At 42.6% G+C, this 25,811-nt stretch carries 25 protein-coding genes and 1 tRNA gene; 2 read left to right on the top strand and 24 right to left on the bottom strand.

What is annotated here, in order from left to right; translation table 11 throughout:
- The 10 genes from R2B77_RS14360 to clpP all read right to left on the bottom strand — a co-directional run.
- Window positions 1-158 (bottom strand): alpha/beta hydrolase (locus tag R2B77_RS14360; RefSeq protein ID WP_404830759.1); only part of this gene is annotated, 158 nt, incomplete at its 3' end.
- Between the two features lie 201 nt (window positions 159-359).
- Window positions 360-587 (bottom strand): preprotein translocase subunit SecG, encoded by a 228-nt coding sequence (gene secG / locus R2B77_RS14355; RefSeq protein ID WP_203248717.1) that lies wholly within the window; start codon window positions 585-587, stop codon window positions 360-362.
- Between the two features lie 398 nt (window positions 588-985).
- Window positions 986-2,281, bottom strand: coding sequence for a phosphopyruvate hydratase (gene eno / locus R2B77_RS14350; protein ID WP_203248716.1), 1,296 nt, complete (start codon window positions 2,279-2,281; stop codon window positions 986-988).
- Window positions 2,282-2,296: 15 nt separating this feature from the next.
- On the bottom strand, window positions 2,297-3,823 hold the full coding sequence (gene gpmI / locus R2B77_RS14345) for a 2,3-bisphosphoglycerate-independent phosphoglycerate mutase (RefSeq protein ID WP_203248715.1): 1,527 nt from the start codon (window positions 3,821-3,823) through the stop codon (window positions 2,297-2,299).
- On the bottom strand, window positions 3,816-4,577 hold the full coding sequence (tpiA, locus tag R2B77_RS14340; protein WP_203248714.1) for a triose-phosphate isomerase: 762 nt from the start codon (window positions 4,575-4,577) through the stop codon (window positions 3,816-3,818). Before tpiA ends, gpmI begins: the two co-directional genes overlap by 8 nt.
- 15 nt (window positions 4,578-4,592) lie before the next feature.
- The gene (locus R2B77_RS14335; protein ID WP_203248713.1) at window positions 4,593-5,777 is read right to left on the bottom strand and encodes a phosphoglycerate kinase; all 1,185 of its coding nucleotides are present in this window, start codon (window positions 5,775-5,777) and stop codon (window positions 4,593-4,595) included.
- A gap of 136 nt (window positions 5,778-5,913) precedes the next feature.
- A complete protein-coding gene (gap, locus tag R2B77_RS14330; protein WP_203248712.1) occupies window positions 5,914-6,921 on the bottom strand; it encodes a type I glyceraldehyde-3-phosphate dehydrogenase in 1,008 nt (335 codons plus the stop codon).
- 92 nt (window positions 6,922-7,013) lie between these two features.
- Window positions 7,014-8,045, bottom strand: a complete 1,032-nt coding sequence (locus R2B77_RS14325) for a sugar-binding transcriptional regulator (protein WP_232843513.1) — start codon at window positions 8,043-8,045, stop codon at window positions 7,014-7,016.
- Between the two features lie 262 nt (window positions 8,046-8,307).
- Window positions 8,308-8,535 carry a glutaredoxin family protein gene (locus R2B77_RS14320; protein WP_203248710.1) on the bottom strand — a complete coding sequence of 76 codons (228 nt, stop codon included), beginning with the start codon at window positions 8,533-8,535 and terminating at the stop codon, window positions 8,308-8,310.
- 183 nt (window positions 8,536-8,718) lie between these two features.
- Complete coding sequence (gene clpP / locus R2B77_RS14315; RefSeq protein ID WP_203248709.1) at window positions 8,719-9,318, bottom strand: ATP-dependent Clp endopeptidase proteolytic subunit ClpP; 600 nt, start codon at window positions 9,316-9,318, stop codon at window positions 8,719-8,721.
- A gap of 190 nt (window positions 9,319-9,508) precedes the next feature.
- Between clpP and R2B77_RS14310 the strand changes: the two genes are divergently transcribed.
- Window positions 9,509-9,580: transfer RNA gene (locus tag R2B77_RS14310), tRNA-Arg, on the top strand.
- Between the two features lie 505 nt (window positions 9,581-10,085).
- Here the strand turns inward: R2B77_RS14310 and R2B77_RS14305 are convergent.
- From R2B77_RS14305 to hprK, 12 genes are all read right to left on the bottom strand, one after another.
- Window positions 10,086-10,343 carry an HPr family phosphocarrier protein gene (locus R2B77_RS14305; RefSeq protein ID WP_203248708.1) on the bottom strand — a complete coding sequence of 86 codons (258 nt, stop codon included), beginning with the start codon at window positions 10,341-10,343 and terminating at the stop codon, window positions 10,086-10,088.
- A gap of 25 nt (window positions 10,344-10,368) precedes the next feature.
- Window positions 10,369-11,313, bottom strand: a complete 945-nt coding sequence (whiA, locus tag R2B77_RS14300; protein ID WP_203248707.1) for a DNA-binding protein WhiA — start codon at window positions 11,311-11,313, stop codon at window positions 10,369-10,371.
- Window positions 11,314-11,349: 36 nt separating this feature from the next.
- Entirely contained in the window at window positions 11,350-12,327 is a 978-nt protein-coding gene (locus R2B77_RS14295) for a gluconeogenesis factor YvcK family protein (RefSeq protein WP_203248706.1), read from the bottom strand.
- Window positions 12,328-12,331: 4 nt separating this feature from the next.
- Window positions 12,332-13,222: an RNase adapter RapZ gene (gene rapZ, locus R2B77_RS14290; protein WP_203248705.1), complete on the bottom strand. Its 891-nt coding sequence runs from the start codon at window positions 13,220-13,222 to the stop codon at window positions 12,332-12,334.
- Window positions 13,219-13,701, bottom strand: a complete 483-nt coding sequence (locus R2B77_RS14285) for an NUDIX hydrolase (RefSeq protein ID WP_203248704.1) — start codon at window positions 13,699-13,701, stop codon at window positions 13,219-13,221. The genes rapZ and R2B77_RS14285 overlap by 4 nt, the downstream gene beginning before the upstream one ends.
- 224 nt (window positions 13,702-13,925) lie before the next feature.
- Window positions 13,926-14,876, bottom strand: a complete 951-nt coding sequence (gene trxB, locus R2B77_RS14280; RefSeq protein WP_203248703.1) for a thioredoxin-disulfide reductase — start codon at window positions 14,874-14,876, stop codon at window positions 13,926-13,928.
- Between the two features lie 238 nt (window positions 14,877-15,114).
- Window positions 15,115-16,638 (bottom strand): tetratricopeptide repeat protein, encoded by a 1,524-nt coding sequence (locus R2B77_RS14275; RefSeq protein WP_203248702.1) that lies wholly within the window; start codon window positions 16,636-16,638, stop codon window positions 15,115-15,117.
- 95 nt (window positions 16,639-16,733) lie between these two features.
- Window positions 16,734-17,249 (bottom strand): acyltransferase, encoded by a 516-nt coding sequence (locus R2B77_RS14270; protein ID WP_203248701.1) that lies wholly within the window; start codon window positions 17,247-17,249, stop codon window positions 16,734-16,736.
- A complete protein-coding gene (ppaX, locus tag R2B77_RS14265) occupies window positions 17,246-17,902 on the bottom strand; it encodes a pyrophosphatase PpaX (RefSeq protein ID WP_232843512.1) in 657 nt (218 codons plus the stop codon). Before ppaX ends, R2B77_RS14270 begins: the two co-directional genes overlap by 4 nt.
- Window positions 17,892-18,836 carry a nucleoside recognition domain-containing protein gene (locus R2B77_RS14260; RefSeq protein WP_203248699.1) on the bottom strand — a complete coding sequence of 315 codons (945 nt, stop codon included), beginning with the start codon at window positions 18,834-18,836 and terminating at the stop codon, window positions 17,892-17,894. The genes ppaX and R2B77_RS14260 overlap by 11 nt, the downstream gene beginning before the upstream one ends.
- Before the next feature lie 14 nt (window positions 18,837-18,850).
- The gene (gene lgt, locus R2B77_RS14255; protein ID WP_203248698.1) at window positions 18,851-19,660 is read right to left on the bottom strand and encodes a prolipoprotein diacylglyceryl transferase; all 810 of its coding nucleotides are present in this window, start codon (window positions 19,658-19,660) and stop codon (window positions 18,851-18,853) included.
- A gap of 3 nt (window positions 19,661-19,663) precedes the next feature.
- The gene (gene hprK / locus R2B77_RS14250; protein WP_203248697.1) at window positions 19,664-20,614 is read right to left on the bottom strand and encodes an HPr(Ser) kinase/phosphatase; all 951 of its coding nucleotides are present in this window, start codon (window positions 20,612-20,614) and stop codon (window positions 19,664-19,666) included.
- 137 nt (window positions 20,615-20,751) lie between these two features.
- Here hprK and R2B77_RS14245 point away from each other — a divergent pair, with 137 nt between their 5' ends.
- Window positions 20,752-21,309, top strand: a complete 558-nt coding sequence (locus R2B77_RS14245; protein WP_203248696.1) for an N-acetylmuramoyl-L-alanine amidase family protein — start codon at window positions 20,752-20,754, stop codon at window positions 21,307-21,309.
- A gap of 267 nt (window positions 21,310-21,576) precedes the next feature.
- Here R2B77_RS14245 and R2B77_RS14240 read toward each other — a convergent pair whose 3' ends face one another.
- Complete coding sequence (locus R2B77_RS14240) at window positions 21,577-22,770, bottom strand: DUF4097 family beta strand repeat-containing protein (protein WP_203248695.1); 1,194 nt, start codon at window positions 22,768-22,770, stop codon at window positions 21,577-21,579.
- A gap of 168 nt (window positions 22,771-22,938) precedes the next feature.
- Window positions 22,939-25,806, bottom strand: coding sequence for an excinuclease ABC subunit UvrA (gene uvrA, locus R2B77_RS14235; RefSeq protein WP_203248694.1), 2,868 nt, complete (start codon window positions 25,804-25,806; stop codon window positions 22,939-22,941).
- Window positions 25,807-25,811: the final 5 nt, after the last annotated feature.

Raw genomic sequence — 25,811 nt, 5'->3', positions numbered from 1 at the left:
TGCCCTTTATAATGGGGTGCGAGCGATGTATAGCCTTTCTTCTCAAGAAAGCGCCCAAGCATCCGTACGTCTGCTGAAGTGCCCGTGAATCCATGCAATAGTAAAACTGCACGCTTGCCTGTTTCTATAAAAAATGGTTTTGGTTGAGATATTCGCATAATATGTATTCCTTTCTATTAATTATGCCTTGGCATAATTGCGTCCGGATTTTTTTCGAGCCCGCTCGAAAAGATCCCCTAAAAATCCGTGACATCCGCCGGAGGCTTTATCTAAGTTCAGCAGGGAGTTTCTGCTGAACTTAGATAAAAAACGCCCGACCAGTCGGAAGGTCAGGCGTTCGTAGTTTATTCACATAAGTTTTAGAATTTCATAATTAAAATGGCTAAGATAAACAATAAGATAGCCAATACCAATGTCACCCGTTGAAGAACAAGATCAAGTCCACGTGCTTTTTGTTTTCCGAAAAGTTGTTCAGCTCCACCAGAGATGGCTCCTGAAAGACCTGCACTTTTTCCAGATTGTAATAATACGACAGCGATCATAGCTAGCGATACGATTACAAGTAGTACCATCAATACTTCATGCATTTTGTTCCACCTCCTGATTAAAACTCACAACAATCTTTATTTTACCAAAAATAAGCTGCCGTTACAACCTTTTGTTAGATGAATCGTTTTTATTGATGATCAGCAGTGATTTTTATAGAAAAAATTGGTGCGTGTATGCAGTTGGTTGGACATTTTACACTTTTCGTTGCACACTTTATGCAAATGGTTGGACACTTTACACATTTCGTTGCACACTCCATGAAAATGGTTGGACACTTCACACATTTGGTTGCACACTCCCGAAATGATTGCACACTTCACACTTTTCGTTGCACACTCCCGAAATGGTTGGACACTCCACACTTTTCGTTGCACACCCAACTCACAAAGTATCAATCCCATCAAAAAATCCCACCGAAGTGGGATTTTCATCGCAATTATTTTTTCAAGTTATAAAACGTCTTTACACCTAAATATTCAGCTGTGTCGTCAAGCTGATCTTCGATACGAAGCAATTGGTTATATTTCGCAACGCGATCCGTACGTGACGGAGCACCTGTTTTGATTTGACCAGCGTTTGTTGCTACTGCGATATCAGCAATTGTTGTATCCTCTGATTCACCTGAACGGTGAGAGATAACAGCTGTGTAGCCAGCGCGTTTTGCCATTTCGATTGCATCAAACGTTTCCGTTAATGTACCGATTTGGTTCACTTTAATAAGGATTGAGTTACTGATGCCTTCTTCGATACCACGTGCCAATTTCTCAGTGTTTGTAACGAACAGGTCATCTCCAACGAGTTGAACTGTTTTGCCAAGGCGTTCTGTCAATAGCTTGTGACCTGCCCAGTCATTTTCATCCAAACCGTCTTCGATTGAAACAATTGGGTATTTTTCGCACATTTCAGCGTACCAATCAACCATTTCAGCAGATGTCTTGACGATACCTTCGCCTGAAAGGTTGTATGTGCCATCTTCTTTATTGAAAATTTCAGAAGCAGCTACGTCCATTGCAAGAAGAACTTCTTCACCTGGCTTGTAGCCTGCTTTTTCAATTGCCTCGATAATTGTTGACAATGCTTCTTCGTTAGAAGATAGGTTCGGAGCAAATCCGCCTTCATCGCCAACAGCAGTATTCAAGCCTTTTGACTGCAATACAGCTTTCAAGCTATGGAAAATTTCAGTACCCATACGTAGACCGTGACGGAATGATTCCGCACCGACTGGCATAACCATGAATTCTTGAATATCGACGTTGTTATCTGCGTGCTCGCCGCCGTTCAAAATGTTCATCATTGGAACTGGCAATTGTTTTGCATTGACACCACCAAGGTATTGGTAAAGTGGAATATCGAGATAATCTGCAGCCGCACGTGCTACTGCCATTGATACGCCAAGAATTGCGTTAGCGCCCAATTTCCCTTTGTTCGGTGTACCATCAAGTTCGATCAACGCTTTGTCGATTGTTACTTGATCCAAAACAGAGTACATTTCTTCAAGTTCGTCAGCAATGACATCATTGACGTGTTCAACTGCTTTTAGAACTCCTTTACCGAGGTAACGATTTTTGTCGCCATCACGTAGTTCTACAGCTTCATATTCACCTGTAGATGCTCCTGATGGAACGATTGCACGGCCAAATGCGCCGCTCTCTGTGAATACTTCAACCTCTACCGTTGGATTTCCTCGTGAATCAAGTACTTCTCTTGCCTGGACAATTGTAATAACTGGCATGTTAGTCTCCCCTTTTTAAAATAATGGTGTGCCGGTCATTTCTACCGGTTGTTCAAGCTTTAATAATTTTAACATTGTTGGCGCAAGGTCTGCGAGTATACCGCCTTCTCGTAGCACGATATCTGGCTTTGTCACAATGACTGGCACAGGATTTGTTGTATGTGCTGTCATTGGCGAACCTTCTAGTGTCATGACCTCATCGGCATTACCGTGATCGGCTGTAACAATTGCCATACCACCCTTCGCATGTAAAGCAGTAACGATTTTACCTAAACAAGTATCCACCGTTTCAATCGCTTTAATCGTCGGCTCTAGCATTCCACTATGCCCGACCATATCTGGGTTGGCAAAGTTCAAGAGTATCGCGTCATAACGATCAGCCTCAATGCCTTCAATCAGTGCGTCTGTTACTTCAAAGGCACTCATTTCCGGCTTTAGATCGTAAGTAGCTACTTTCGGTGAAGCAATTAAAATCCGTTCTTCACCCGCAAACTTTTCTTCCCTACCGCCACTCATAAAGAAAGTGACATGTGGGTATTTCTCAGTTTCTGCAATACGCAATTGTGTTAATCCATTATGGGCAATCACTTCACCGAGCGTGTTTTCTAAGTTTTGACTGCTAAAAACGACTTCCGCAGCAACTTCGTCACTATAATGTGTGAACGTGACAAACTTCAAATCCGAGAACTTGTTGCCACCTGTATCAAAACCATCAAATGTAGCATCTGTAAACGTACGTGATAGCTGAATGGCTCTGTCAGGACGGAAGTTAAAGAATACGACCGCATCCCCATCCTCGACTGTTGCAACAGGTTTACCTAGCTCTTCGATAACGAATGGTACGACGAATTCATCATGGATACCACGCTCATACGATGCGAGTATTCCCGCAGTTGGCGTTGCAGCTGTTAGGGCTGTGCCATCAACGATTGCATGATAGGCTTTTTCCACACGTTCCCAGCGCTTATCCCGATCCATCGCATAATAACGCCCTGAAATGCTGGCAAACTTCCCAACACCAAGTTCCTTCATCGTTACTTCTGTCTTTTCGATATAATCAAGTGCTGTTTGTGGACCTACATCGCGTCCGTCCAGAAATGCATGAACGAACACTTTGTCAATGCCATTCAACTTTGCAAGACGTAACAGCGCAAACAAATGCTCATAATGGCTATGTACGCCACCGTCAGATAGCAATCCCATGAGATGAAGTGCCGTACCGCGTTGCTTGGCATGGGCAATCGCACCTAAAAGTGCTTCTTTATCAAAGAAATCTGCTTCTCTAATGGATTTGTTAATACGTGTCAAACTTTGGTAGACAATACGACCAGCTCCAATATTGAGATGCCCTACTTCCGAGTTCCCCATTTGGCCTTCCGGAAGTCCTACCGCCTCTCCGCTAGCTGTTAACGTAGTATGCGGAAAGTTATTCCATAGGTGATCGTAATTTGGCTTTTTCGACAGCGCAACTGCATTACCTAGTTGTTCATCGCGTAGCCCAAATCCATCTAAAATAATTAGTGCGACCGGACTTTTACTCATGTGCTCCAGCCTCAACCAATTTCAAGAATGATGCTGGTTCAAGGCTTGCGCCACCAACAAGTGCACCGTCAATATGCTCCATTGACAGAAGTTCTTCAATATTATCTGGCTTTACGCTACCACCGTACTGAATGCGGATGCTTACTGCCACTGTTTCACTGTATAGTTCGCTAACTGTTGCACGGATTGCGCCACATACTTCATTGGCATCTTGTGCAGTTGCTGTTTTACCTGTACCTATTGCCCAGATTGGCTCATATGCGATAACCGCTTTTTCCGCTTGTGCCGCACTGATGCCTTCAAATGCTTTCTTCACTTGGGCAGCAACTAGCTCAACTGTTTGGCCTGCTTCGCGCTCTTCAAGCGTTTCACCTACACAAACAAGTGGTGTCAGGTTGTATTCGAATGCCGCATGGACCTTGCGATTGACGGACTCGTCTGTTTCGTTGAAATATTGACGACGCTCAGAGTGACCTAGAACGACGTAGCCAACATCAATGCCAACTAACATCGCCGGGCTCACTTCACCCGTAAATGCGCCTTCTTTTACATCGTGCATCGTTTGTGCACCAATACCTAAAGCTGAGCCTTTTGTTAGCTGTGCCAACTCTGAAAGGTATAAAGATGGCGGACAAATAACGGCTTCTACGTTATCTGAAACCGGAATTTTACCCTTTACTTCCTCAACAAAGCTTTTCGCTTCTTCAACAGATTTGTACATCTTCCAGTTACCCGCAATTATTCGTTTACGCATATCGATTCCCCCTACTCAGTTATCGTTTAGTGCAGAAACACCTGGCAAGTCTTTGCCCTCCATAAATTCAAGAGAAGCGCCTCCACCAGTCGAAATGTGATCCATTTTATCAGCAACGCCAAACTTTTCAACAGCTGCTGCTGAGTCGCCGCCGCCAATGACTGTATAGCCGGACGTTACTGCCATTGCTTGTGCAACGCGCTTCGTGCCACCTGCAAATGGCTCTAACTCAAATACACCCATTGGGCCATTCCAAATGATCAATTTCGATTCTTCTATTACTTTTGCATACAATTCAGCTGTTTCAGTCCCAATATCGAGACCTTCCCAATCTGCAGGAATCGCATCATTTTTCACGACTTTCGTATTGGCATCTTTCGAAAAATCGTCTGCAATCGTCACATCTATCGGCAGATATAGCTTAACGCCGTTATCTTTTGCCTTTTGAATAAATGATTTTGCTAAGTCAATTTTATCTTCTTCAAGCAAAGACTTACCAATTTCATAGCCTTGCGCTTTCAAAAATGTGTAAGCCAAGCCGCCGCCAATAATCAAGTTGTCCACTTTGTCGAGCAAATGATTGATGACACCGATTTTGTCTTTCACTTTTGCTCCACCAATAATCGCTGTAAATGGACGCTCTGGCGTAGACAATGCTTTGCCAAGCACATCTAATTCTTTTTCAATTAACAAGCCTGATACTGCCGGAATATAGTCCGCGATACCCGCAGTGGATGCATGTGCACGGTGTGCAGCACCAAATGCGTCGTTAACAAATACATCTGCAAGGTCTGCAAAGTTTTTCGCAAGGTCAGCATCATTCTTTTCTTCCCCAGCATGGAATCGAACATTTTCAAGAAGGACAATATCGCCATTTTTCATAGAAGCGATTGCTTGTTCAACTTCTTGTCCAATAGACGTATCTAATTTAAGAACTGGTTTACCAATTAGCTCGGCTAGTTTTTCGCCGGCTACAGTCAGGCGCATTTCTTCGTTCACTTCGCCGTTTGGACGACCCAGGTGACTGGCAAGAATAACTTTTGCTCCTTGTTCTACCATGTATTCAATTGTTGGGATTGCTGCACGGATTCGTGTAACATCCGTTACTTGTCCATTTTCCATCGGCACATTAAAATCTACGCGGCAAAATACGCGTTGTCCTTCAAGCTGTAAGTCTTTCATCGTCTTTTTCGACTTCATGAAACATGCCTCCTTCAAAAGTATTGTTCTCAAAAAAAGGAGGAACGGGGTAATCCCCCGCTCCTCTTACCCAACTTTATTATAAGCGGTATCTATTTTATTGGCTATAATTATCAGCGAAAGTGCCCGCTGATAATTATAGGCCTTTGCTGTGCATATAAAGCGCTAGGTCGATACAACGAGCAGAATAACCTGATTCGTTGTCATACCAAGAAATAACTTTTACCATGTTATCCGCAAGAACCATTGTTGACAAGCCATCGATTGTTGAAGATGCTGTGTTGCCGTTATAGTCTCTTGAAACAAGTGGTAATTCATTGTAAACAAGAACGCCAGCTAGTTCGTTTTCAGATGCTTCTTTAAGAGTAGCATTTACCTCTTCTACTGTTACGTCTTGTTTAAGATCAGCAACAAAGTCAACTAGTGAAACGTTTGGTGTTGGTACACGTACTGCCATACCATCCAATTTACCTGCCAATGCTGGAATAACTTTTGTTACTGCAGATGCAGCACCAGTAGTTGTTGGAATCATGTTTTCAGCAGCTGCACGTGCACGACGGTAGTCGCTGTGTGGCAAGTCTAGGATTTTTTGGTCATTTGTATAAGAGTGAACAGTTGTCATCATACCGCGCTCGATACCAAACTTATCGTTCAATACTTTTACAATTGGTGCAAGACAGTTTGTCGTACATGATGCATTCGATACGATTGTATCATTTGCAGCATCGTATGTTTCATGGTTAACACCCATAACAAGCATTGGAATATCGCCTTTTGCCGGAGCTGACAAGATAACACGTTTCGCGCCCGCTTCAATGTGCTTGTTAAGTCCTTCGCGGTCTGTGAATACGCCTGTTGAATCGATAACAACATCTATGCCAAGCTCTCCCCATGGTAGATCTGCAGGGTTTCTTTCAGCGTATACTTTAATATTTTTACCGTTCACAACTAGGCTATTGCCTTCAGCACTGATTTCTGCATCGTTAACACCGTGTACAGAGTCATATTTCAGAAGGTGTGCAAGCATTGCTGCATCCGTTAAATCGTTGATTGCAACGATTTCGATTTCCTCTTGTTGCAAAGCCTCGCGGAATACTTTACGCCCAATACGTCCAAATCCGTTAATTGCAAGTTTCATAGCCATAATAAATTACCTCCGAGTAGTTTTTTATATTTTTTAAAACATTTATCCACTTTTACCTATTCCCTAAAAATTAAAGCCTTAATCCTAAAAAATTATTTATTGATGAGCAGTTTCAGCATTTCATTTGCCGCACCTTCATCTGTAACTAAAATCGTTTGTTTCGGTGCGCTTGCCATATAAGCCAAAATGGCTTCTGCTTTGCTACCTCCACCAGCCACCGAAATGATAAGTGGAACTCGCTCTAAATGGCTCGTCTGAATACCAACTGTACGAAGTCGATGAACGACATTACCATCTTTGTCGAAATAATAACCAAATGCTTCACCAATAGCTCCATTTTTTTGAAGCAATTGCTGTTCCTCGTCTGGCGAATTACGCAAGACAGCCATCGTTTGAGCATCTCCGATTCCATGAAGAACACAATCCGCAGTTTCATAAAGGGCAAGCATCTTCACAACAAACGGCTCATTGCGAAATGCTTTTTGCGCTTCTTCACTTAACGACTCTGGGTAATAAAACGTACTATACGTTCCCCCACACGCTTCAGCGAAGGAAGCTGCGATTACATTTGCCTGTAAGCCGATATCGTCTCCGACACCGCCTCGCGCGGCGATAAAAAACTGATCCGTTGTGTCACTAAATTTTTCGATATGCGAGGGAATCGCTGCAATTGTACTCCCACCAGTAACGGCTACAATTTTGCCTTCTCCAATTTTGGAGCTGAATTGTTTCGCCGCCTCCATGCCTAACAAACTTTTTGCAGTAGAGTCACTGTCCATATCACAATTACCAGAAACAACCTTGACAGAGCGAATGCCTAAAAACTCCGTTAGCTTTTTAGCAAGCGATGCGCGACCCGACCAGTCTTCCATAACAGACTCAAGCGTTTGTAACACTGTGTTACCTTCAACTGTAATCGAGGCACCTTCTTTTGCCACATGAATAAGATTCTGAGCCCGTAGAATATCCATCATCGTTCGTGTTTCTCGTTCTGAAAGACCAGCAATCTGACCAAGTGGACGCCTTCCGATTGGACCCGACATTTTGATGAACTTCAATATTCGGTATCTTTGCTGCATAAGCTCCATCATTTCAGGTACGAGTTGCCTTTGCGCTTCCATCATAGTGTTCAATTGTTCCTCCTTTCAGTCACAAGGACATATGTCGTCCCATAGAACTGAAAAATGTCCCACGTAGAACAAAAAAATATTTACAACCTAATTGTATACTATCTTCTGTCACTAATCAACAATAACGTTTTGTTTTCAAAATCAATTACGCCCGGAGGCTTTCTCTGAATTCGGCGGGCATTTGGGCATCCCCTAAATAGGGGAACAAAACCGCATTCATTCCGCCACCTACAAAGGTAGTTTCTTTCTGCTGAATTCAAAATAAACCAACGACGTCTATATAACCAATTGCACCATACAATAATACTGAGTCGTCTTTCTCAATAACTGGAATCATTAGCATATATTTTTCATGACTCACATCGTCCATTTCAATATTAATTTCGTCCCACGTAAGTGGAAAATCCTCCTGCGCTAGTTTCATCATTGCTTTTGCTTCCTCACAAAGATGGCAGTTTGGTTTTGTGTAAAATGTGACATGCATTGGAAACACCTCTAGAAATTTAATATACTTTTAGTATAGATGAAGAATGTGTGGTGTGCACAAGATACTGCTTCATATAAAGTGAACTTAGTGATTCCATTGAAGTCGCTGCGGTGCTAGGTAGCGATGGTTAAGTTTTGAAATTAAAAAAGCCGACCCATAAGCAGATCGGCTTCATTATAATTATTTTACTTCCTTCATATCACTGCGTGCGATAATATGGTCAATTAAACCGTATTCCTTTGCACGTTCTGCAGTCATAAAGTTATCGCGATCAGTATCTTTTGCAAGTACTTCAATCGACTGTCCTGTACGCTCTGCAAGAATGCCATTTAGTTTTTCACGTAGGAAAAGAATACGCTTTGCAGCAATTTCGATTTCTGTCGCTTGACCTTGTGCGCCGCCAAGTGGTTGGTGAATCATCACTTCTGCATTTGGAAGGGCATAGCGTTTCCCTTTCGTACCCGCTGCAAGAAGGAATGCCCCCATTGAAGCTGCCATACCGATACAAATTGTTTGAACATCCGGCTTGATGAACTGCATTGTATCATAAATTGCCATACCAGCTGTGATACTTCCACCTGGGCTATTAATGTAAATTGAAATATCCTTTTCTGGATCTTCAGCTTCAAGGAAAAGAAGCTGCGCAACGATAGAATTTGAAACGTTGTCGTCAATTCCACTACCAAGCATAATAATTCTGTCTTTCAATAGGCGGGAATAAATATCATAAGCCCGCTCCCCACGACTCGTCTGTTCAATTACTGTAGGTATTAGATTCATTCCATTTCCTCCTTCAAGGTGGATAGTGTTTTCAGTCTGTTGAAACATAGATGTGCTTCAACTGTAATTTTATCATACATAGTATGGTCAACGAAGGTCAAATATAACGCTTCTAAAATAACTATTGCATTCGGCTGACTGCATTAGTATAATGGAATTTGTCTGCTACAAGGCAGTTTATGCATATTGAGTCCTCGTGGTGCAATGGATAGCACGCAAGCCTCCGAAGCTTGAAATGTGGGTTCGACTCCCGCCGAGGGCATTCTCACCCGTCATTGTGTACGTACGCAATGACGGGTATTTTATTGTTTACAAAAGTATTATTCATTTGTAGCTGGGAGTGAATAAGTTAGATTTCCGTCTTTGTTGGACACTTTGCCGAAATGGTTGCACACTCTTTCACTTTCGTTGGACACTCCCCCCAATTGGTTGCACACTTCGACGATTTCGTTGCACACTCCACCCTTTGTTGCACACTTTGACGAAATGGTTGCACATTTGCTCACTTTGGTTGCACACTCCGCCCTTTGTTGGACACTTTGACAAAATGGTTGTACACTCTCCCACTTTGGTTGGACACTCCACCCAATTGGTTGCATACTTCGACGATTTCGTTGCACATTTGCTCACCTTGGTTGCACACTTTGACTAAATGGATGCACAGTTGCTCACTTTGGTTGCACACTCCTTCAAATGGCTGCACTTCCCAAAATAAAAAACCGTCTCCAACTATCGTATGACGATAAGAAAACGGCTGGGATGGTTATTTATTTTTCATTTTCAACAAGGACCGAAAGTGTACTTAGTGCCTGTTCCTCGTCAATGCCTTCAGCAATGAGTGTGACAGATGTGCCGCGCGCGATTGCGAGGCTCATAATCCCCATAATACTTTTCGCATTAACTTGACGATTCTCTTTCCTCAAAAATACATCCGCTGTAAAACGGTTTGCCTCCTGGACAAAAAGTGCTGCTTGCCTTGCTTGTAATCCTGATTTCAACTTTACTTCCACTGTTTGTTCTGCCATGTATTCCCCAACTCCTATCTATTTGTCAGCTTCCAATGCCCCCGTTACGGAGATTTTCTGCAATTTCCTCTATTTTTCTTAAACGATGGTTCACGCCTGACTTACTTACCGCCCCGCCTGAAACCAATTCGCCAAGTTCTTTTAATGTAATATCCTGATTGTCCACACGTAGTCTCGCGATTTCTTGTAATCTATCTGGCAATTGCCCTAATCCTATTGTGCTCTCGATAAATTTTATGTTTTCAACCTGGCGCTGGGCAGCCCCAATTGTTTTATTCAAATTTGCGGTTTCACAGTTCACAAGCCTGTTTACGCTGTTGCGCATATCACGGATAATCCGTACATCCTCGAATTTCATCAACGAGACATGCGCGCCGACGATGCTTAGAAAGTCCGATATTTTCTCTGCTTCCTTCAAATAGGCAATATAACCTTTTTTGCGCTCAATCGTTTTACCGTTGAGCTGATATTTATTCATCAATTCTACGAGCGCTTCGCTATGTTCCTTGTAAATCGAAAAGATTTCAAGATGATAAGAGGATGTCTCGGGATTATTCACCGAACCACCCGCAAGAAAAGCACCTCTTAAATAAGCACGCTGACAGCATTTCTTTTTTACGATTTCGGGTGATATTTCATTTTTAAATTGAAATGTTCCCGTTAAAATGAGTAGATCTTCCAGAAGCGGCTTAGCACCATCCCGTATTCTACAAATATATACGTTGTTTTTTTTCAAACGCATTTTTTTCCGAACAAGTAATTCTACTTTATAGGGATACAAGCGTTTTAAATTTGAATACAAACGCCTTGCAATCGCAGCATTTTCAGTTTGCACATCTAGGCTTAGTTGTTTATTTGAAAAGGACAGTGCGCCATTCATTCTAATGAAAGCCGCAACCTCCGCCTTTATACAACAATCATCTGCCTCAATCTGCGTCATTTCTTTCTTTGTCTCTGAAGCAAAAGACATGATTTTTCAAGTCCCCTTTCCCGGCGACGATCACGTCTAATCCGTTTTTATAGCACTATCTATATAATCCATGAGCAAATTTGCAACTTTTTCAGAATCATGCATCACATTTTTGCCATTCACCAATGCCATATTTTTCACAATGACATCAGGGACAAGTCGTTGAATGTTCTCCAAATCATTAATAACAGACCACGGTGGCTCCGTTTGCTCCTTCTTGCCTAACAGCGCTGCAATATCGGCACCATTCAATAATACCGCATCGAGGAATGCTTCACCTGCGTGATCATATAATGCCTGGACATGCTCTGATGCCGTATAACGATACGTTTCTCCTGCTTGTGTTGTTAAATTACCAATATATATTTTTTTTGCCTTACATGCTAGAACAGCCTCACGAATCGCTGGAACGAGTATTGTCGGTAAAATGCTTGTGTACAAACTACCTGGACCAAAAACAAGTAAGTCCGCTCCCATAATTGTATCGACCGTTTCGGGAAGTGGCTCAGCTTCTTGGGGTGACATATACACTTTGCGGATTTTCCGACCATATACCGGAATTTTAGACTCTCCTGTTACAATTGTGCCATCTTCCAATTCAGCATGCAATGTAATCCGTTGATTGGCAGCCGGTAACACTTTTCCTTTAATATTCAGCACGCGACTCATTTGCTCGATAGCACGTGCGAAATCACCTGTAATATCCGTCATCGCAGCAAGCATTAAATTACCTAGTGAATGCCCTTTCAAATCCTCCGAAGACGAAAAACGGTATTGAAACATCCTTTCAATAAGGGGTTCAACATCTGAAAGCGCTGCCATGACCTGACGGATATCACCCGGTGGGGGAATATCATATTCGTCAAGAAGTCTACCCGAGCTTCCTCCATCATCCGCTACAGACACAACTGCCGTCAAGTCAATATGATGACTTTTTAAACCGCGCAATAACGTAGACAATCCGGTTCCGCCACCGAAGGCAACTACTTTTTTCAATTTACCGGATCGAGACATGATGTCATTCCTTTCTCTTTTCAATATCTCGATGCGTTATGAGCGTCCGGTATTCATCCTTAAATCTCGCTCCGAAAAATTCGGCTAGCGTGACTGAGCGATGCTGCCCTCCCGTACAACCGAATGCGACGACAACTTGTGATTTGCCTTCATTTTTATACTGCGGAATTAAAAACTTAAACAAATCGGATAACTTTTCAATGAGGATTTGTGTATCGCTCCACTTCAGCACATAGTCGTACACATCCTTATCAAGTCCCGTCTGCACCTTTAACTCCTGAATATAAAAAGGATTCGGTAGAAAGCGTATATCGAACACGACGTCAGCATCTATCGGCATACCATGCTTAAAGCCGAATGAAATGAAGTTTACAGTAAAGCCAGCGCCTTCTTTTGTAGAAAATTCGGCCATAATTTTTTCGCGCAATGCCCTTGGCTTCAAGCCCGACGTTTGATAAATAGAGCGAGCCCTACCTTTCAATTCTGTTAGCAAAAGGCGTTCTTTGCGAATTCCCTCTAGTGGTAATCCCCCCTCCGCTAAAGGATGCGAGCGTCTCGTTTCTTTATAGCGCCGAACGAGCGTCTCATCATCTGCATCGAGGAATAAAATACGAGAAGACACACCTTCCATCCGAAGCAAATCATCGAGCGCACCAATGAGCGAATCGAAAAGGTCCCCGCCCCGCGTATCCATAACGGCCGCGATGCGTCTCATACGATTTTCCGACTTCATCATAAGGTCAAGGAACATGACTAATAATTCAGGAGGCAAATTATCTATACAATAAAACCCAAGATCTTCAAAGCTTTGCATCGCTACTGTCTTACCTGCACCTGACATGCCTGTAATAATGACAATTTCCACATCGCTATTTGGTGTTTCTATTTCCGTCATAGTCCATCACCTTCCTTTGATCGCTGAATTTCTTCCTTCAACAATTTAAAGTCTTCCGTGTAAAAAAAAGTACCATACTGGATGCCCTTTTGCGTGACGGCAAACAATAAATTTGTTCGATCTCCTTCTGCCATTGGAAGGGTTTGTAAGCTTTCAACAGGATGCCATTCAAGCACCCCTTCTGTTGTCGTTTCAAATGGAATTCCAATTAGATCACGTGCCATAAATGTATAGAGCATCCACTCATCTAAAACGCGCTGTCCAGCATCATCCATAATAACCATTGTGTAAACGCCCTTTAAATGTGGTTCAACAGCTTCGGTACCCGTTTCTTCTAAAAACTCCCGCACTGCCGCTTCATACACCGACTCGCCAGGGTCCATTTTTCCTCCGGGCGCTACATACCAATCGCGACGTGGTTTTTTTAATAATAATACTTGACCGTCTTTCACAACGACTAAGTTTGCGATTTTTTGCATTTGTCCATCCTCACCTTTTTAAGCGCATGCATTTAGTATACAATGAATTGAAGATAAACAAAACGAAAAAGGAGGCCACCCACTAGGATATTCTAGTAGATGGCCTTTTTTGTAAGTAGCTATATCAAAAGGGGGGTCAATTGATACTACTAGTATACCTCTAAGATGTTGCATTCCTGTTACAAGCATATTAAGGTTACGTTAAAATATGCCAAATCGATCAATTATGCTTTAGCGCCTAGCTTTTCCATCAATTCTTCGACATATTTTTGAACGGCTTGTGCAGCAATACTGCCGTCACCTGTTGCTGTCACTACTTGGCGCAATAATTTCTCACGCACATCGCCAGCCGCATAAATTCCTGGTACAGACGTTTCCATAATGTCGTTCGTCTTGACATAGCCGTTTTCATCAAGAATTCCTAATTTTTCAAAAGGAGCTGTTAATGGATCCATTCCAATATAGACGAACACGCCATCTGTCTCAAATTCCTTTTCTGAACCATCAATCGTTGAAACAAGCGTAACAGAGCCAACCTTACCGTCTTTGTCGTTCACTTGTTTAACCGTTGAATTCCACACAAAGTCAATCTTGTCGTTCGCAAACGCACGATCTTGAAGAATCTTTTGTGCACGCAACTCATCGCGACGGTGAACAATCGTTACTTTGTCTGCAAAGCGTGTTAAATACGATCCCTCTTCAACAGCAGAGTCACCGCCACCGATAACGACAAGCTCTTTTTTGCGGAAGAATGCACCGTCACAAACCGCGCAATAACTTACACCACGGCCAGTCAAATCATTCTCACCTGGAATACCCATTTTTCGATATTCCGCACCTGTTGTAATAATAATGGCACGCGCTTTATATTCTTTGCCACCCGCAACAATCGTTTTAAAGCTTTCGCCATCAATTACGTCTGTCACATCGCCATATGCATATTCAGCACCGAACTTCTTCGCGTGCTCAAACATTTTTGTAGATAAATCCGGACCTAAAATCGTTTCAAATCCAGGATAGTTTTCGATTTCCTCCGTGTTAGCCATTTGACCACCTGGTATTCCGCGTTCCAGCATCAACGTCGATAAATTCCCACGAGATGTATAGACAGCGGCTGTCATGCCGGCAGGTCCCGCACCAATAATAATGACATCATAGATTTTTTCGGTTGTCATATAAATTTCCTCCTTGAATCAATTACACCTCGGTGTAATTTGAATGAACAGAAAGTTTGTATCTCACACTCATTCAAATTAACTCTTACCAAATCGTATAAGATTGGCTAACACCATTCAACTTTTCTGCTTGGCATGAAAAGCGAATGGCGCCTTTACACAAGGAATGCAGTCTAAGTCCGCCGCATCCTGTGAGCCTCGGAGCATCAGAAACCCTTTGCTAGACACAAGTAGTCAATTACGCATCAAAATGTGGCAGAAATTCGATCAATTCCTCCACATACTTCGTTAATGTTGGAACGGATATACCAAACTCGCGTGCAATTGCCGTTTTCGTAACGCCTGAATAACGCGATGATTGGAACATATAATCAGCTGCAGCTGCAAGTGCAGATGGATTACGGAACAAATAAGAACGGCTTAGCCCCGTTTCACAAAGTGTAAACCACATTTGAAAAAGATGTGTCGCTTGTTTATCCAACGGTCGGTATTTCGAATAAAGCAAATCCGTCGTTTCAAGTGCTCTTAAAAACGATTTATCAAAAATCGTTGTCGGCATGAATTCATAATCGATTCCACTCGCCAAGAACAACTGCTCCAAATTACTTAATTTATCCATATCAATATAAGAAGGATGTGAAATAATTTCTTGTTTATGACCTGACTTACCAAGCAAATAAAATCCAAACATCCGCTCACTTCTATAACTGTTTTGAATTTTGTCCAACAAAAACTCCCGATCCTGTTCAAGCGAATCGGCTTGAATATCTGATTGAACATCCTTCCATGGCTCATAGCCAACCTTCGTTGGATCCATTTCCACTAATGTTGTATATGCTTCTCTTGCCACTTCCTCATGGCCGGAAAAGTAGGCACAATGCGATAACCAGAAATAATAGCCTGCATCTCCTTGAAAACCACGCTTCTGCAAGCTCCGTAGCCAGTCATAAGCCTCTTTATGTCTACCTACCAGTGCAAATGTCGCCCCGAGCTTGTAACGATGCTCGAATTGATAAGGCTTAATCTTCACTAACAAATCAACAAGCGACTCTAATTCCTCTTCTTTTTTTTCGTAATAATAAAAGACCGCAAGATTGCAGAGTGCGTGTATATTCCCTTTGTTTTTACTTAAAATTTCATGCAGCAGCACACTTGCCTGCTCGGTCTTACCTACATAAAAATATGCTAACGCCAGGTTATTGTAGGCTGCCCAAAACTCTGGGTAATCCACAATAATCGACTCCAGCAGTTCTACGGCTTCGTTAAACTTACCTGATTCCATAAGACTTCGTGCTTTCTCCTGAAGAAAATAGACTTCACCATCAGGCATTTCATCTTCTTGAAAAAAGGGTTCTTCCTGTTCTGCAAAGTCGATAATTTCCATCGACTCATCTGCAAATGGACCATCTGGGCTGAGCTCGATATACTTTTCTGCATACATTCTAGCATCACGCAACATCCCCAGATGTGCATGCACTTCCGCCAAATAGAAAATAATTTCCACTTCAAGAGGGGCAATTGTATGTGCAGTCATCAGTATCTCATGAGCTTCTTCAAAACGACCCTCCTCCATGACGAGCACACCATATTGCATGAGGATATCGGAATCATTCGGACTCAATTCCGTGGCCCTTTTCAAATATTTATGCGCATCATCAAAACGGTCACGCTGCATCGCTTGAAGTGCTTTATTATAATAAAACTCACCGTCTGGAATGAACGAAATAATTTTTTTATCCTGCATCTTACGTTGTTTGTCCAATCATATTCCCCCGAAAAAATAAGAAGGAACGCGCTATACGTTCCTTCCCGTATTGTTGCCTATTATAACATAACTTACACCAACGCAATTCGTTTTCAATTATTTTGCTGACGCTCTCTCATCTGTTCTTGCGTAAAGATGATAGCTACCGGATTTCCACCCGCAAAGACACCTGGTGGAATATCTCGGTTAACGAGAGATGCTGCAGAAATAATTGCCCCGTCACCAATTTCCACACCCGGAAGAATCGTCGTATTCGCTCCAATCAACACATTTTTTCCAATTACAACATCGCCAATACGATATTCATCGATCAAATATTCATGGGCAAGAATGGTAGTGTTAAAACCAATAATTGAGTTATCTCCTACTTTAATTCGCTCTGGAAACATAACATCTGGCATGACCATGAGCGCAAATGAAGTTTTTTGTCCCACTTCCATTTTTAAAAATGTCCGAAACAGAAAATTTTTCACCGGAATAAAGGGTGTATACCTAGACAATTGAATCACTGCAAAGTTTTTTGCCACCTTGAAAAACGATACTGTTTTGTAAATATGCCAAAGTGAATTTGCTCCGCCTTTTGCCGGGTGCCGTTCAGTACGCCTCAAACCTCTTCACCTTTTACAATGCGCAATAAATCCGTAATATGCTGTAGCATATAATCTGGTTGGAATGTTTGTAAAAACGCTTCCCCCTTCGCAGACCACGCCACGCCCGCTGTACGGACACCTGCATTTTTACCTCCCTCGATATCATGATAATTATCACCGATCATGAGGGCTTCGTCTGCAGTAGCTCCCAGTCGTTCAAGAGCCAGTAAAATCGGCTCCGGATCTGGTTTCGTTTTCGTTACATCATCCATGCCGATGACAGCGTCAAAAACATGATCTACTGTAAGCAGGTTAAGTCCCTTGAAAAGCATATCATTCCTCTTCGTCGAGACAACTGCCATTTTGAAACCGGCTTCCCTCAGCAACTTCAACGTTTCAGAGACACCATCAAACTCACTTGTTAGCGCGTCGTGCATCTTTTTATTCCATGCTCTATATTCCGCAATGAGCTCCTCTGTCCTATTCGAATCGACCGAACTGAACGTTTCATGCAGGGTCGGCCCCAAAAAGGGTAAAATATCCTCACGACTATATTTTCCCGGATAATGATTCCCAAGGACATGCTCAAACGTCTGCATGATCAATTCATTCGTATCCATTAATGTTCCATCAAAATCAAATAATAATGTCGTAATGGGTTTAGCCATCAGCAACTGACACCTCTTTCTCTTTCTGTAGTTCAGTCCGTTTCCAAACATATGCAACAATGATGGTCAAGACAAATGCCGTCACAACACGGATAAGCAGCAATGGAAGAATAGGAATACCTAACGGCATAAATATTAGCGTATCTTCAATAACAGCGTGACAGGCTACAAGGAAAATGAATGCCAACGTCGCATCTTTCTTACTGACACCATCCTCTTGGACAGCCTGGATCATGACACCAGCACCGTAAGCAAGCCCAATGACCAAGCCCGCCACAAGCGTCATGGATGCATTTGGTTGTACACCAATGACCTTTGTAAAGGGTGCCAACTTCTCCGAAAATTTTTGCAAGTAATTCCGATCTTTCAAAAATTGCACGATAATCATTAATGGAATGACGATAAGCGCCAGTTGCAGCACACCAAAAGATGCTTTTTGGACACCTAGCAAGCCGATTTCTAACCAGCCATCGGGCACAGCTGTCACTTTCGGGGCCATCCCATACTGCGCCGTTTCTCCTCCGCCTTGCCACAATAGATTAATCATTATTCCGGACAGCGCGGCAAGCCCAAATCGCACGACGAGTACGATCCACAGCTTCACGCCAACCTTCAGCGCAACACCCGTTTCGATGAATAGATTATGCGAAAACGATAGCATAATTGCGATAATAAATACTTCCTTTACCGTCAATTCTAGAGATAAAATACCAGCGATTCCTGCATACAAGTTAAGGGCATTACCGAGTACTAACGGAATCGCAGCCTCCCCACTTAAACCGAATAGCCCCATAATCGGTGCGATTAACTGAATAACCCAGGGCAAAACTGGTGTATGTTGCAAGATGACGACTAGTATCGTGATCGGAAAAATAATTTTCCCTAACGTCCACGTTGTCCGAAGCCCCGCTTTCAGGCCATTTTGAAGCGTCCCCATTTCCCTAACCCCTTTTATTTATCTTGATACGTCACTTTAACTTTTTGAACATAGCGTCTGACGATAAAAATAACGACTCCCAGTATAATCGTCACAACGGATACGAGTTGTGCAGCTCTCAGCTCGCCAATCACATATAAGCTATCCGTGCGCATCCCTTCGATAAAGAAACGCCCTGCTGAATACCAAATAAGGTAGAACAAAAACATTTCGCCGCGCTTCAAGCTCACTTTACGCAATAGCAAAATAATGATTAGTCCAACTATATTCCACATCGATTCGTAGAGAAATGTCGGATGATAAGTGACGCCCTCGATGGTCATTTGATTCATAATCCAATCTGGAATAATTGTCGTTTCAAGGAATTTAGCTGAAACAGGACCGCCATGTGCTTCCTGATTCATGAAATTTCCCCAGCGACCAATAATTTGACCAATCAACAGTCCTGCCGCCGCAATATCTACCGTCTTCCAAAATGAAATCCCACGACGTTTCGTATAAATGTATGCTGTCAAAAACGCACCAATGAGCGCACCATGAATGGCGATTCCGCCCTGCCAAATTTGTATAATTTGTCCTGGATGGTCTTTATAATAATCCCATGTAAAAATAACGTAATAGATACGTGCCGATATAATTGAAATGGGAACTGCCCAGATAAGTAGATCCGTTAAAAAATCTGGATGCATCCCTCGTTTGACCATTTCTTTTTGAACGACAATAAATGCCAGTACGATACCAAGTGCTATTAAAATACCATACCATCTGACTTCAATTGAGCCTAAAGAAAAGGCAACTGGGTTAATCGCTAGTAATTCAAACATAAATTATTCTGTCCCTTCCTCGTTAGGCTGTGCCGGATTATCTACAATGGCACTATTCACTTTTTTGGCGAATTCCTCTGCAGCATTAATGCCAAGCCTTTTCATCCGATAATCCATTGCGGCTACTTCGATAATCACGGACAGATTTCGGCCTGGTCGTACCGGAACTGTTAGCTTCGTCAATTCTGAATCCATAATTTTCAACTTCTCTTCATCAATTCCGAGTCGATCATAAATTTTAGTTGGGTCCCATATTTCTAAATCAATGACTATCAAAATTCGCTTGTCGCTTTTAATAGCACTCGCACCAAACAACGTCATCATATCCACGATTCCAACACCACGGATTTCAAGCATATGTTCTAGCAGCTTTGGTGGACTCCCAATGAGAACATTCTTCGCAACTTGTCTAATCTCCACAAGATCATCTGCGACAAGTCGATGTCCTCTTTTAACAAGCTCAAGGGCTGTCTCACTTTTTCCAACACCACTTTTGCCCGTGATTAGGACGCCAATTCCATAAACATCGACCAGCACCCCATGAAGTGCCGTCATCGGTGCAAGTCTACCTCCCAAGAAATTCGTGAGCATGCCCGAAAAACGAGTCGTCGGCACATCTGTAAATAACAAAGGAACACCGTTCTCAGCAGCTGCATCTAATAGTTCTACAGGTATTTCCATTTCATGTGCCACAATAATAGCTGGTGGCTTAGGTGCACAAAGTCTTTGCATCCGATCTAGTCGTTCAGCATCCGTTAATTTCTCAAAAAATGATAATTCCGTTTTACCAAGTAGCTGGATACGCTCCGACAAATAAAAATTAAAATAACCCGCCATCTCAAGGCCAGGTCTTGAAATATCACTCGTATGTATCGTTTGATCAAGGCCAGATTCCCCAGCGCTTAATTCCAGAAATAATGCTTCCTGCACATCTCTTACTGTCACGAAAGACATAATAGTGCCCCCTTTTTCTATTTTTCAAACATCTATTCCCCATTTTAACATGCCGTTTTGTAAATGAAAAAATTTTGCACCAGAACGGTCCATTTTCCTCCTCTTTTTTTCTATATAAAGGACGAGGAGGAGAGAATATGATGAAAATAATGATTGATGCTGGACATGGTCCAGAAACGGCAGGAAAACGGTCGCCTGATGGGGTCTTACGCGAATTCAGCTTCAACAACGCTGTTGCAAATCTCATTAAACAGTATCTTGTTGAAGAAGGGCTGACAGTCTTCTTTGCACATGATGAAAAGAGAGACGTTCCACTTTTAGAACGAACAAATCATGCCAACAAAATGAATGTCGATGCCTTCATTTCCATCCATGCTAATGCCTATGGAGCTAATTGGAATAACGCAAATGGCATTGAGACTTTCATCTATTCGGCTGCTAGTAAGGGTTCTGTAGCACTTGCGTCACTAGCTCAATCATCGCTCATATCAGCTTGCAACCGAACAGATCGTGGCGTGAAAAAGGAAAACTTTGCTGTTTTACGCGAAACCCGTATGCCTGCCATACTCGTTGAATGCGGCTTCATGACGAATCGGCAGGAAGCCACATTATTACTGAACAGAGCCTATCGACAGCAATGTGCCAAAGCGATTTCCTTTGCAGTGACAGCATGGGCTTATCGGGGGAAAGTTTAACTTAATTCAGCAGAAGTCCACACTTCTATATGTGTTGGGATGAATGCTAGATATGCCTTCAAATTCAGTGGGGTCCCACTCCTTGCTGAATAGTAGAACCCAGACTAAAACCGCCGCGTCCTGCGGCGACGTCTGAGTAACCAACATCCTGTTGGCCTCAAGCTCAATTCAAAATCTGGACGCAATCACGCCGAGGCGTGATTGATGAAAAACAAAAAGACTGCCTTAACGCCCGTAAATGGGGTTAAGGCAGTCTTTTTTCTACGCTTACTTTTCTTGTTTTGCATTATAACAAACGAGAACAGAACCGGTCTTTGCTTCACCAAAAATGTGAAGTGGGTTCGTATGGCCTTCGACATCTTTCTTAAAACGAATGCTACGCTGTAGTAATTGTTCTTGCTCAGCAGTACGGTTAATGTCATCTAATTGTAAATCGAGACGTCCCATATTGGAGGAAATTTCACCCGATAAGGCAACTCCACTCGGGATATAAATTTCGACTGAACCACTCATCGTTTTGGCATCAATTTTCTCCGCTTCCGGATCCGTCGTTGTGACAACCACATGACCGTTCAAAGAATGTGCTTCCACATCCTTCACCGCGCCATCGATGTAGACACGGCCATTCAATGTTTCTGCTTCAATGCTGTTCCCCTTCACATTATTTAATGTGATAGAGCCATTGGCCGTTTCAAATTCACCATCTTTAAACGTCAACCCAGCAACTTCAATCTTTCCGTTTGCTGTTTTAATTCGTACTGTTTCTGCCACTGCATCTTTCATTTTGAACGAGCCGTTTAATAGACGTGCAGAAATTTTAGCATATTCTTTTTTAGGTACAAATAATTCTACGTTTACTTGAATCATTTTCAAGTCACTTGAAATTCTAACTTTACCTTCGTCATTGACGAACAATAATTTTTCTAGGAAATCGGCCTTCGCCTTTTCTTCCGAGTCTCCCGTATACGTTTTCACTGTAAATTCTGCGCGAATTTCATCCACTTCATCATGGTGAATCGTCACTTTACCGTTATCAATATCAATAATCACTTCATCCACATCGCTGGCTGATTTCGTCTGTGCATGATTGAATGTGATTGCGGTGCCAAAAGGTGAATCAAAGTCGAAGGATTTCACTTTTTGAACAGCCGTTTGCATAAACTGCATGAAGCGCTCACCTACATTGGAAAAATCCTTGCGTAAATCATCTAGAAATTCGTCCATAGAAGGTCCTTCTTCTTCCTTTTGTTCAAACTCAAATTCCTGCTTTGTCGATTGCTGTTGATTTGTTTGTTGTTCTTGTTTGACAGATTCTTTTTTCGCTAAAGTCACTTCCTCCGCCTCACCTGACTTTGCTGCATCCTTGGATTGTCCCAGTGTTTCTAGAAGTGTTAGTGCCTCGTCTGTTGTGATCGTTCCGTTTTCTAGCATTGCTAAAATTCGTTGTCGTTCATTTTGCATCGTTGCGCCTCCTAGTAGTTTCGTAATACGGATTGCTCCGTTTTGTTATCTATATATACGACTGGTATCCGAAAAGGTTTCATTCAAGTTAAGCCAACAGGGAGTTAATTGTGCAAGCACAACAGAATCTGCGGACCCCGTTACGCCGACGCGTAATGGAGTCATCGGTCATCTTGATTCAGCCGCTGCAATTGCAGTGACCATTCGTTGACGATCTCGTTCAAGAATTGGTTTTAAATAATAGCCGGTATAAGACTTATCACTTTCCGCAACTTTTTCAGGTGTTCCTGTCGCAATAATTTGTCCACCCTTATCTCCGCCTTCAGGTCCGAGGTCGATAATATGATCGACGGTCTTAATGACGTCAAGATTGTGCTCGATAACAAGAACGGTATTGCCTGAATCGACAAGTCTTTGCAGGACGACTAATAGCTTGGAAATATCGTGTACATGCAAGCCCGTTGTCGGTTCATCAAGAATATAAAATGATTTACCGTTCGAGCGTTTGTGTAGCTCCGAAGCCAATTTCACACGCTGTGCTTCACCGCCCGATAAGGTAGTTGCAGGCTGTCCTAACTGGATATAGCCAAGCCCAACATCAACAATTGTTTGTAGCTTGCGACTGATTTTAGGTATATTTTCAAAAAACACAAGTGCATCTTCAACAGTCATCCCTAACACTTCAGAAATATTTTTGCCTTTGTAGTGTACTTCCAATGTTTCACGATTGTATCGCTTGCCATGACATACTTCACAAGGTACATAAACATCCGGTAAGAAATGCATTTCAATTTTAATAATGCCATCACCGCGGCAAGCTTCACAGCGCCCACCTTTAACGTTAAAACTAAAGCGTCCTTTTTTATAGCCCCGTACTTTTGCTTCATTTGTAGAGGCATAGACATCACGGACATCGTCAAACATACTCGTATACGTTGCTGGATTCGACCTCGGCGTGCGTCCAATTGGGGATTGGTCGATTTCAATAACTTTTTCTAGTGCTTCAAGGCCCTCAACAGATTTATGTTGACCTGCCTTTTGTTTAGAACGATTCAGCTTCTGGGCGAGTACTTTGTAAAGAACCTCATTGATGAGCGTGCTTTTCCCAGAGCCCGACACACCCGTTACGGCAATGAATTGCCCGAGTGGAATATCTACATTAACATTTTTTAAGTTATTTTCAGAAGCACCTTTAATGGAGATTTTTCGACCGTCTGCTTTACGGCGTTCAACAGGTAGTGGGATGTATTTCTTACCACTCAAATATTGTCCCGTTAACGATTTGGGGTCATTCATCACCTTGTCTGGTGTACCTGCAGAAACGATTTCTCCGCCTGCAACCCCCGCTCCAGGACCGATATCAATCAAGTAATCGGCTGCCATCATCGTATCTTCATCGTGCTCCACAACAATTAACGTATTACCGATATCTCGCATACTTTTCAATGTACCGATGAGTCGGTCATTGTCTCTTTGATGTAAGCCGATAGATGGCTCATCCAAAATATAAAGGACACCTGTTAACCGTGAGCCAATCTGTGTAGCAAGTCGAATACGTTGTGCCTCTCCGCCTGACAACGTACCTGATGCTCTCGACAATGTTAAATAATCGAGTCCAACATTAATGAGAAAGCCAAGTCGTTCATCAATTTCACGGAGGATTAGTTTGGCAATTTGGGCATCTTTTTCAGACAGTTGAAGATCTTTGAAAAACTGATTCGCTTCGACAATTGATAATTCCGTGACCTTACCGATGTGGACACCAGCCACTTTCACAGCAAGTGTTTCTTCCTTCAAACGATAGCCCGCGCATGTCGGACAAGGGCGCTGCGCCATATATTTCTCCATTTGCTCACGGATGTAATCGGAGGACGTTTCTTTAAAACGACGCTCAATATTCGCTAAAACTCCTTCAAAATAAATATTGCTATCTCGCGTGCCACCAAATTCATTTGTATAACGGAAACGGATTTTTTCATCCTGTGAGCCCTTTAATAGCTTATCCAACTCATCATCAGGCAATTCACTAACGGGTACATCCATCGAAATTCCGAAATGGTCAGCAACCGTTTTTAGTAGCTCTGGATAGTATTGTGAACTTGTCGGCTCCCATGGTGCAATCGCGTGCTCACGCAGTGTTAGTGACCAATCAGGGATGATGAGGTCTGGATCGACTTCTTGCTTCGTACCTAAACCATCACAATCCTGACAAGCGCCGAATGGACTGTTAAATGAAAACATTCGTGGCTCTAGCTCACCAATTGAAAATCCACATAAAGGGCAAGCGTGATGCTCACTAAATAACAGCTCTTCCCCATCTATCACATCGATAAGAACCGTACCCTCTGCCAGACGTAATGCCGATTCGAGGGAGTCACTTAAACGGGCTGCGATATCTTCTTTCATCACAATCCGGTCAATGACCACTTCGATGTTATGCTTTTTGTTTTTATTCAACTCAATATTGTCATCCAAGTCGATAATTTCTCCATTGACGCGGATACGCACATAGCCTTGTTTTTTAATATCCTCAATTAACTTCACATGTGTCCCTTTGCGTCCGGAAACGATAGGTGCCAGCACTTGAATCCGAGAGCGCTCTGGCAATTGCAACAGTCGATCGACCATTTGTTGTATCGTCTGTGATGAAATTTCCGTGCCGTGAATAGGACAAATCGGTTTTCCTACACGTGCATACAACAGTCGAAGATAATCATAAATTTCCGTAACAGTTCCCACTGTAGAACGCGGGTTACGGCTAGTCGTTTTTTGGTCGATCGAAATCGCTGGCGATAAACCTTCAATAACATCAACATCCGGCTTATCCATCTGCCCTAAAAATTGGCGAGCGTATGCTGATAATGATTCAACATATCTTCGCTGCCCCTCAGCATAAATGGTGTCAAATGCCAGTGAGGATTTCCCTGACCCTGACAAACCTGTCATCACGACGAGCTGGTCACGCGGAATAGTAACATCGATATTTTTCAAATTATGTGCTCTGGCACCTTGTATGACGATTTCATTATTTTTCATAGTCC

This window comes from Sporosarcina beigongshangi (genome assembly GCF_033485195.1).
Taxonomy (GTDB): Bacteria; Bacillota; Bacilli; order Bacillales_A; family Planococcaceae; genus Sporosarcina; species Sporosarcina beigongshangi.
Note: the sequence above shows the minus strand (reverse complement) of the source record. Positions and strands in the feature narration are given on the sequence as shown.